General features: G+C 60.3%; 5 protein-coding genes. 3 read left to right on the top strand and 2 right to left on the bottom strand.

Features of this window, described 5'->3' with window-relative positions:
• Positions 1–220: 220 nt before the first annotated feature.
• Entirely contained in the window at positions 221–1,282 is a 1,062-nt protein-coding gene (locus NW856_RS04455; protein WP_414399308.1) for a DUF1611 domain-containing protein, read from the bottom strand.
• Positions 1,282–2,334: a dipeptide epimerase gene (locus NW856_RS04450; protein WP_414399307.1), complete on the bottom strand. Its 1,053-nt coding sequence runs from the start codon at positions 2,332–2,334 to the stop codon at positions 1,282–1,284. The genes NW856_RS04455 and NW856_RS04450 overlap by 1 nt, the downstream gene beginning before the upstream one ends.
• Before the next feature lie 178 nt (positions 2,335–2,512).
• Here NW856_RS04450 and NW856_RS04445 point away from each other — a divergent pair, with 178 nt between their 5' ends.
• The 3 genes from NW856_RS04445 (at position 2,513) to NW856_RS04435 (ending at position 7,644) form a co-directional block, all read left to right on the top strand.
• Complete coding sequence (locus tag NW856_RS04445) at positions 2,513–4,150, top strand: acetolactate synthase large subunit (protein WP_414399309.1); 1,638 nt, start codon at positions 2,513–2,515, stop codon at positions 4,148–4,150.
• A gap of 156 nt (positions 4,151–4,306) precedes the next feature.
• Positions 4,307–6,370 (top strand): GspE/PulE family protein, encoded by a 2,064-nt coding sequence (locus NW856_RS04440; RefSeq protein ID WP_414399306.1) that lies wholly within the window; start codon positions 4,307–4,309, stop codon positions 6,368–6,370.
• A gap of 131 nt (positions 6,371–6,501) precedes the next feature.
• Positions 6,502–7,644 (top strand): type IV pilus twitching motility protein PilT, encoded by a 1,143-nt coding sequence (locus tag NW856_RS04435; protein ID WP_414383847.1) that lies wholly within the window; start codon positions 6,502–6,504, stop codon positions 7,642–7,644.
• Positions 7,645–7,990: the final 346 nt, after the last annotated feature.

Below are 7,990 nucleotides of genomic sequence, written 5' to 3'. Positions count from 1 at the left end.
GAGCTTATTATTGACTAGAGTCATGCTCTTCTCTGAACACGGAGCAAGCCCAGTTCCTGGCCCCCGGCCAATGGGAGCGACTTGGATCGAGAATACCTGGCTGAGGAGATCGCATCTCAGAGAAGACAACGGCACCGGGAACCATCTGAATCGCTCACCTGTTGAAGATGATGAGTTTTTCCCAGATGGACAATGGGCGCGGATCCGGCTGCAAGCTGAGTTATCCTGCCGCCAGAATTGCCTCCAACAAGGGATCCGCCCCAAAACGCACCACATCCGTACAGGGCCGTCCGGTCTCGGCTTCCACCCGGCGGATCTGCTCTAGGGCTGCTTCTTCCTCCCAGCCCAAGGTATTGAGGGCAATCCCCACCACGGGCGCGGGGGCAAAAGCCCCGGCAGCTGCCGCCACCTGTTCATACAGCTCAATCACCTTGGGTAAGGGCGGGATGGGCACGTAGTCTATCCCCTTGATGTGGATCTGGCCGGCGCGGTGTACCAGGATAAGGTGGGTGGGCTGGGATCCACGCAACAGAGGCAAGGTGGCCGTAGAGGCGGGGTTGAGCAGGGATCCCTGGCCTTCCAGGTGCAGAATGTCGTGGTCAGAGCCATAGCGTAAGATCAGTTGCTCCACCGCCCCACTGGCATAGTCCACTCGCACCGCATCCAAAGGGATCCCCTCGCCGCCGATCAGGATCCCGGTTTGCCCGGTGGCCAAAAAGCGGGAGCGCAGGCCCCGTCTCAGGCTGGCCCGGTGCAGCTCCAAGCTGGTGGACATTTTGCCCACGCTCATGTCGGTGCCCACCGTCAACACCCGTTTACAGGGCAAGGTGCGGGCCAGGGCTTTCCCCACCGACAGGTTGGGGGGCTCGCGGCGAATATCCCAGATCCAGGCCCCCGGCTGCAACCACTGCCGAAACTGGGGATCCTCGGCCAAAGGCGTGTGCAGCCCATTCACCAGAGACAGGCCAGCTCGCAGGGCCAGGCCCAACTCCTCCCGCCAGGCTGGCGGCAACCGCCCCCCTGAAGGGGCGATCCCAATCACCAGAACTTCAGGCCGGTGGGCCAGCGCCTCCTCCACCGAGGCCACGATGGGAATGTCTTTGGCAATTCCGGTCAGATGGGCCAGGGATCCCCCCGCCTGCTCCCGGTCGATCACCGCCACCACCGGGAAAGAGCCGTAGCGCAGCAGCCCCAGCCCCGTTTTCCCATGCTCCCCCAGCAATCCCCCGTGGAGCAGGATGGCCACGCGACTTTCGCTGGACAGGGATTCCGGCCTTCCCATTATTCCTCCCGCAGCTCTACCCCCAAACCCGGTCGGTCGGTGGGGAGCAGGCAGCCGTCCTGCAGGATGGCCCCGGCAAAGGGATCGTCGATGAGGTTGAGGTGGCTATCCAAGTCCAGGTAATCCACCAGGGGAGCCAAGTGGGCCGCCGCCGTATTCCCCAGAGCTGTGTTGCTGTAGCAGCCCAACATCACCTGTAGGCCGTGGGCTTTGGCGGTGTGGATCATGCGCCAGGCTTCGCTGAGGCCTCCGCACTTCATCAGCTTAATGTTGATCCCGTGGACGCGATCCACCAGAGGGGGGATATCGCGGCTGTCCATACAGCTCTCATCCACAAAAATGGGCAGCTTCGACTCGTGCCAGAGGGTGATCAGCTTCGCTTCCTGCCCCCTCTCCAAAGGCTGCTCCAGGTAGCTCACCCCTTGCCCCGCCAGCCAGTTGCTCATGCTCAGGGTTTGCTCCACCGTCCAAGCGCCGTTGGCATCCACTGTAATCAGGGATCCCAGCGGGATCACCTCCTGCACGGCAATCAGCATGTTCTGATCCGCCATCAGCCCCGAGTCGCTGCCCAGCTTGATCTTAAAAGCCCGCGCTTGGGTCTGTTCCATCCAGGCCAAGGCGCGCTGGCGGGCCGCCTGCGGGGTGGAGATGCCGATCGTCATCGTCGTGGGCGGAATGCGGGAGCGATCCAGCCCCCACAACTGCCACAGGGGCCTCCCCAGCCGTTTGCCCATCCAATCGTGCAGGGCCATATCCACCGCTGCCCGCGCTGCCGAAGGGATCCCGGCCCGCAGCAGTTCTGCCTCGATTGGCTGTCGCTCCCAGGGGGAATGGCGGCGCAGGATCCCTTTGGCCACGTCCAAGCCCATCAGGATGTCGTCCAGAGACTGGTGGTAGTCGTCGCTCACCGAAAAAGGGCAAGCCTCTCCCCACCCTTCAACTCCCTCCTCCTCAATTCGCACCCAAGCCAAGGTTGTATCGCTGTGGGTACCTCGGCTGATGGTCAAGGCGTAGCGCTTGTGAACGGTGAAAGGTTCGACGTAGAGCCGCATGGGCATCTCCAGAAGAGGAAGCTTGGAGGGGCAATTGGGCCTGGGCCGCCCCTTTGAGCTTAGCTTGGTTCCCAGCCCAGCCTGCCCCCGTCCCCAAGCCCAGAAAACAAGTTATCCCTTGCCCCGTCCGCCGTCTATGGTGGGATCCAGATCCACCGTTCTCCATACCCTTGCCACCATGAATACCGCCGAACTGCTGGTTCGCTGCCTGGAAAATGAGGGGGTGCAGTACATCTTCGGCGTTCCTGGCGAAGAAAACCTGGAAGTCCTGCAAGCCCTGCGCCGCTCCTCAATTCGCTTTATCACCACCCGCCACGAACAGGGGGCCGCCTTCATGGCCGATGTCTATGGCCGGCTGACGGGCAGAGCGGGGGTGTGTCTCTCCACCTTGGGGCCGGGCGCCACCAACCTGATGACCGGAGTTGCCGATGCCAACCTGGATGGAGCACCCCTAGTGGCCATCACCGGCCAAGTCGGCACCGACCGCATGCACATCGAATCCCATCAATACCTGGATTTGGTGGCCATGTTTGCCCCCGTCACCAAGTGGAATGCCCAGATCGTGCGCCCCAGCATCACCCCGGAGATCGTGCGCAAGGCTTTCAAATTGGCCCAAACCGAGAAGCCCGGGGCCGTCCACATCGACTTGCCGGAAAACATCGCCGCCATGGAAGCCAGCGGCACTCCCTTGAGGAGAGATCGCCTGGACAAAACCTACGCCTCCTATCAAAGCCTGAACGAAGCGGCGTCCCTGATCTCCCGCGCCCGCAACCCCTTGATTTTGGCCGGCAATGGAGCCATTCGCGCCCAAGCCAGCAGCGCCCTCACGGAATTTGCCACCCGCTTGAACATCCCCGTGGTCAACACCTTCATGGGCAAAGGAGTGATCCCCTACACCCACCCCTTGTCCTTGTGGGCCGTTGGCCTACAGCAGCGGGATCTGGTCAGTTGTGGTTTCGACCGAACCGATCTGCTGATCGCCGTCGGCTACGACCTCATCGAGTACTCTCCCAAGAAATGGAACCCCGACGGCACCATCCCCATCGTTCACATCGCCGCCCTGCCGGCTGAAATCGACAGCAGCTACATTCCGCAAGTGGAGGTGGTGGGAGACATTTCCGACTCCCTGATGGAGATCCTGCGCCGCTGCGATCGCACGGGCAAGCCGGATCCCTATGGCCTCAGCCTGCGGCAGAACATCGTCCGCGAGTACACCTGCTATGCCCAGGATCAGAGCTACCCGATCAAACCCCAAAAGCTGATCTACGACCTGCGCCAAGTCCTGCAACCGGAAGACATCGTCATCTCCGATGTCGGTGCCCACAAGATGTGGATGGCCCGCCTCTACCACTGTGACAAACCCAACACCTGTCTCATCTCCAACGGCTTTGCCGCCATGGGCATCGCCATTCCGGGGGCCTTGGCCGCCAAATTGGTGCATCCCGACCGGCGCATCGTGGCCGTAACCGGAGATGGAGGGTTCATGATGAACTGCCAAGAGCTGGAAACTGCCCTCAGGGTGGGCACTCCCTTTGTAACTCTCATCTTCAACGATGGCGGCTATGGGCTGATCGAGTGGAAGCAACACAATCAATACAACGAGGCTGCTTTCGTCAAGTTCGGCAATCCAGACTTCGTCAAGCTGGCGGAGAGCATGGGCCTCAAGGGCTACCGTGTCGAAAAGGCTGCCGAGCTGATCCCCATCCTGAAGCAGGCCCTCGAGCAGCCGGTGCCCACCCTCATCGACTGCCCTGTCGATTACAGCGAAAACCTTTACCTAACCCAGCGGTCGCAAGCGTTGGTCTGCGAGGCTTAGGGGACGAGATGGATGTGAATGCGAGATTTGAGCCGAGTTGGGGCATAGTAAGCCCAGGGTTGGCGGCCTCTGGGAAGTCCAGACTTATGTATCTTTACCGTTGACCCTTAGCAGCCAAGTGCAGTGAAATAGAGGCATTGTGGGTGACCCGCCAGCATGAACGATCTTCCTTCCCCTCCCTTTACCTCGCGCCGCGCCGGCGCTGCCAGCAAAGCTCTGGCCATCGCCAACGTCAGCATTACCCCCTTTGGCCGCAAGTTAAAGGAGCTGGGCTTTGCCGACGATAAGCAGATCCAGGACATCCAAAACGCCCTCAAAGCGGATCGAGAGGGCAACAGCAAGGCCCTGGCTCTGGTGGTCAAGGATATCGTGGGCAAAGAGATCACCCCTGACCTGGAGCGGGCTTACAAACGGCAGCAGCTCTTTGAACTGAAAATCATCTACGGGATCCCCTCCCTGGATGTCGACCTGGAGCCGGTGGAGATCTCGGAGATAATCGGGCTGATCGACTCGATCCTGCCCCTCGACATCTGCAACCGCTACAAGTTCTTGCCCATCCGCCGCCAGGATAATCAAGTGATGGTGGCAATGGTCAAGCCGGACAACCTGCAGGCGTTGGATGACATCCAACGGCGCTTTCGCATCCAAGGGCTCAAGCTGCAGCGGCGGGTTTTCACCCAGCGGGATTTCGAGACCCTGATCAACCGCTACATGGATGTGCAGGCGGATTTACTTGCTGTTAAAGGGATCAACGACGCGGCTGCTGCCCAACAGGAAGAAGAGGTGGTGGTCAACACTGCCGAAATCGATCTGGATGCTATTGAGGATGTGGCTGCCGATGAGGCCGGCGAGGGATCCCTGGAGCAGCAGGTCAAATCGGCAGATGATGCCCCGATTATTAAACTGTCCAACCAGATCCTGGTCAAGGCCCTGCAGGATGGGGCGTCCGACATCCACATCGAGCCACAAGAAGAATACCTGCGCATCCGCTTCCGCAAAGATGGGGTGTTGCGGCAGGCTTTTGAAAACTTTCCCAAGAAGATCGTCCCCGCCCTCACTGCCCGCTTCAAAATCATGTCCAACTTGAACATTGCCGAGCGGCGCATGCCCCAGGATGGGCGGATTCGGCGGGTCTTCAAGGGGCGCAAGGTGGACTTTCGGGTCAGCACCCTGCCCTCCCGCTATGGGGAGAAGATCGTGCTGCGGGTTCTGGACAACTCCGCCACCCAACTGGGGCTGGACAAGCTGATCACCGACCCAGAGACCTTGGAAAGCTTCAAGGAGATTGTCAGGCGACCCTTTGGCCTAATCTTGGTGACCGGGCCAACGGGATCCGGGAAAACCACCACCCTCTACTCGGCCCTGGCGGAGGTGAACGACCCGGGCATCAACATCAGCACCGCCGAGGATCCCATTGAATACTCGCTGCCGGGGATCACTCAGGTGCAGGTGATCCGAGAAAAGGGCATGGACTTTGCCATGATCCTGCGGGCCTTCTTGCGGCAAGACCCGGATGTGATCCTGGTGGGGGAAACCCGCGACCACGAGACGGCCAAAACCGCCATCGAAGCCTCCCTCACGGGCCACTTGGTGTTGACCACGCTGCACACCAACGATGCCCCTGGCGCCATTGCCCGTCTGACGGAGATGGGGATCGAGCCATTTATGATCTCCAGCTCGTTGCTGGGGGTGTTGGCTCAGCGCTTGATGCGCCGAGTGTGTACCGAATGTCGGATCCCCTACCACCCCACGCCGGAGGAGCTGGCCCGCTATGGCCTTACCCTCAGTGGCGACGGCGAGCAGCTCACCTTCTACAAAGCCAACAAGCTCTCCCCCAAAGAAGTGGAGCAGCGCAAGGCCACCGGCAAGCCCATCTGCGAGAAGTGTGGGGGCGTGGGCTACAAAGGTCGGGTAGGGGTGTACGAGTTCATGCGCATGAACGACCGCCTTGCGGACTTGATCAACAAAGAGGCCCCCACGGAGGTGATCAAAGAAGCGGCGGTGGAAAGTGGCATGAAAACCCTGCTGGCCTACAGTTTGATGCTGGTGAAGCAGGGCCTCACCACGCTGGAGGAGGTGGATCGGGTGACCCTCACCGACAAGGGTCTGGAAAGCGAGCTGAAGGCCCGTGCCAAGGCTCTCAGCACCTGCCGCAACTGTGGCGCGGCCTTGCATGTGGACTGGATGGACTGCCCCTATTGCCTGACCCCGAAGTTTTAGGAAGTCGGCTTGGCACTTGACGATGTTGGGGTGCCGACTATAACAGTCCTATACAGTTGCCTTTCTCACATGGCTTTGGCCGGCGGCTCTTTTGATAGACAGTTCTACTCGCCTTTGGAGAACCCAACCCTATGCCCCAACTGATGATCGAAGACCTCATGGAAGCAATCGTCCAAAAGGGCGGTTCCGACATTCATATCTCGGCGGGTTTGCCCCCCTACTTCCGCATCAATGGTCACCTTGAGCCGACAGAGCATGAGCCTCTCTCGGCAGAGGAGGTGCAGCGGTTGATCTTCAGCATGCTGAACAACAACCAGCGCAAGCAGCTGGAGCAAAACTGGGAACTGGACTGCTCCTATGGGGTGCGGGGGATCGGGCGCTTCCGCGTGAACGTCTACCGCGATCGCGGCACCTATGCTTGCGCCATGCGGGCCCTGGCTTCTGAGATCCCCAACATCGACAAGCTGGGCCTGCCGGATGTGTGTAAGGAAGCAGCTCGCCTGCCGCGGGGCTTGGTGCTGGTAACCGGCCCAACGGGATCTGGCAAATCGACTACGCTGGCCTCCATGATCGACATGATCAACCGTGAGCGGGCCGAGCACATCCTCACCATCGAGGATCCCATCGAGTATATCTACACCCCCATTCGCAGCATCATCCACCAGCGGCAACTGGGGGAAGACACCAAGAGTTTTGCCAATGCCCTGCGGGCAGCGATGCGGGAGGATCCGGATGTGATCCTGATCGGGGAGATGCGGGATCTGGAGACCATCCAGTTGGCCATTACCGCCGCCGAGACGGGCCACCTCTGCTTTGCCACGGTACACACCAGTTCTGCCGCCCAGACGGTGGATCGCTTGGTGGATGTGTTCCCGCCCGAGCAGCAGCAGCAGATTCGCGTGCAGCTCTCCAACTCCCTCAAGGCCGTCTTCTCCCAAACTCTGGCCCGCCGCCTCAATCCCAAGCCAGGAGAGCCTGGACGGGTGCTGGTGCAGGAAATCATGGTGGTGACGCCGGCCATTGCCAACCTGATTCGGGAGGGCAAAACTGCCCAGATCTACTCGGCTATCCAGACGGGGGGCAAGCAGGGCATGAAAACGCTGGAGCAAGATCTGGCTAACCTTTACCTACAGGGCAAGATCGACTTCGATACGGCCATGTCTAAGACCTCTCGCCCCGAGGAGTTGCAACGGCTTTTGGGCAACGTTACCGGGCCCTCGCCAGCCGCGGCTGCCCAGCAACAGCGGCCACCAGCAGTTGCCGCCCGTCGCTAAACCTCGTTGCCACCAGGCAGTGCTGGGATCCCGGGGTGAGGGTTCATTGCCGATCTCTAGCCGCTGACTTGATTTGTGGCTAAGCTCTAGCTGAGAGATTGTTGATCTGCCCAAGGTTTGGGCTGACTTTTCTTTTGCACCTGCGAAACATTTAAAGCCATTTCGTTATTTAGAGCGATCTAGCCGGGGGTACAGCCATGCCGCGCTACAAGGTTCGGGGGTTAAAGGCCGGTCAGCCGGTACGCCTGACGGTGGTGGCCAACAGCTTGACCGAAGTTCGTGCACGGCTGCGCCGAGATGGGATTTTCGCCAAACAGGAGGACATTCAGGAAGAAAAGCCCTTTTT

This window comes from Synechococcus sp. R3-13 (assembly GCF_047462195.1).
Taxonomy (GTDB): Bacteria; Cyanobacteriota; Cyanobacteriia; order Thermostichales; family Thermostichaceae; genus Thermostichus.
This window is presented reverse-complemented; position numbering and strand designations above follow the sequence as displayed.

What these genes read in the sequence shown, in the direction of transcription:
- NW856_RS04455 (WP_414399308.1), bottom strand. Translation starts at nt 1,282, where the DNA reads ATGGGAAGGCCGGAATCCCTGTCCAGCGAAAGTCGCGTGGCCATCCTG.
- NW856_RS04450 (WP_414399307.1), bottom strand. Translation starts at nt 2,334, where the DNA reads ATGCGGCTCTACGTCGAACCTTTCACCGTTCACAAGCGCTACGCCTTG.
- NW856_RS04445 (WP_414399309.1), top strand. Translation starts at nt 2,513, where the DNA reads ATGAATACCGCCGAACTGCTGGTTCGCTGCCTGGAAAATGAGGGGGTG.
- NW856_RS04440 (WP_414399306.1), top strand. Translation starts at nt 4,307, where the DNA reads ATGAACGATCTTCCTTCCCCTCCCTTTACCTCGCGCCGCGCCGGCGCT.
- NW856_RS04435 (WP_414383847.1), top strand. Translation starts at nt 6,502, where the DNA reads ATGCCCCAACTGATGATCGAAGACCTCATGGAAGCAATCGTCCAAAAG.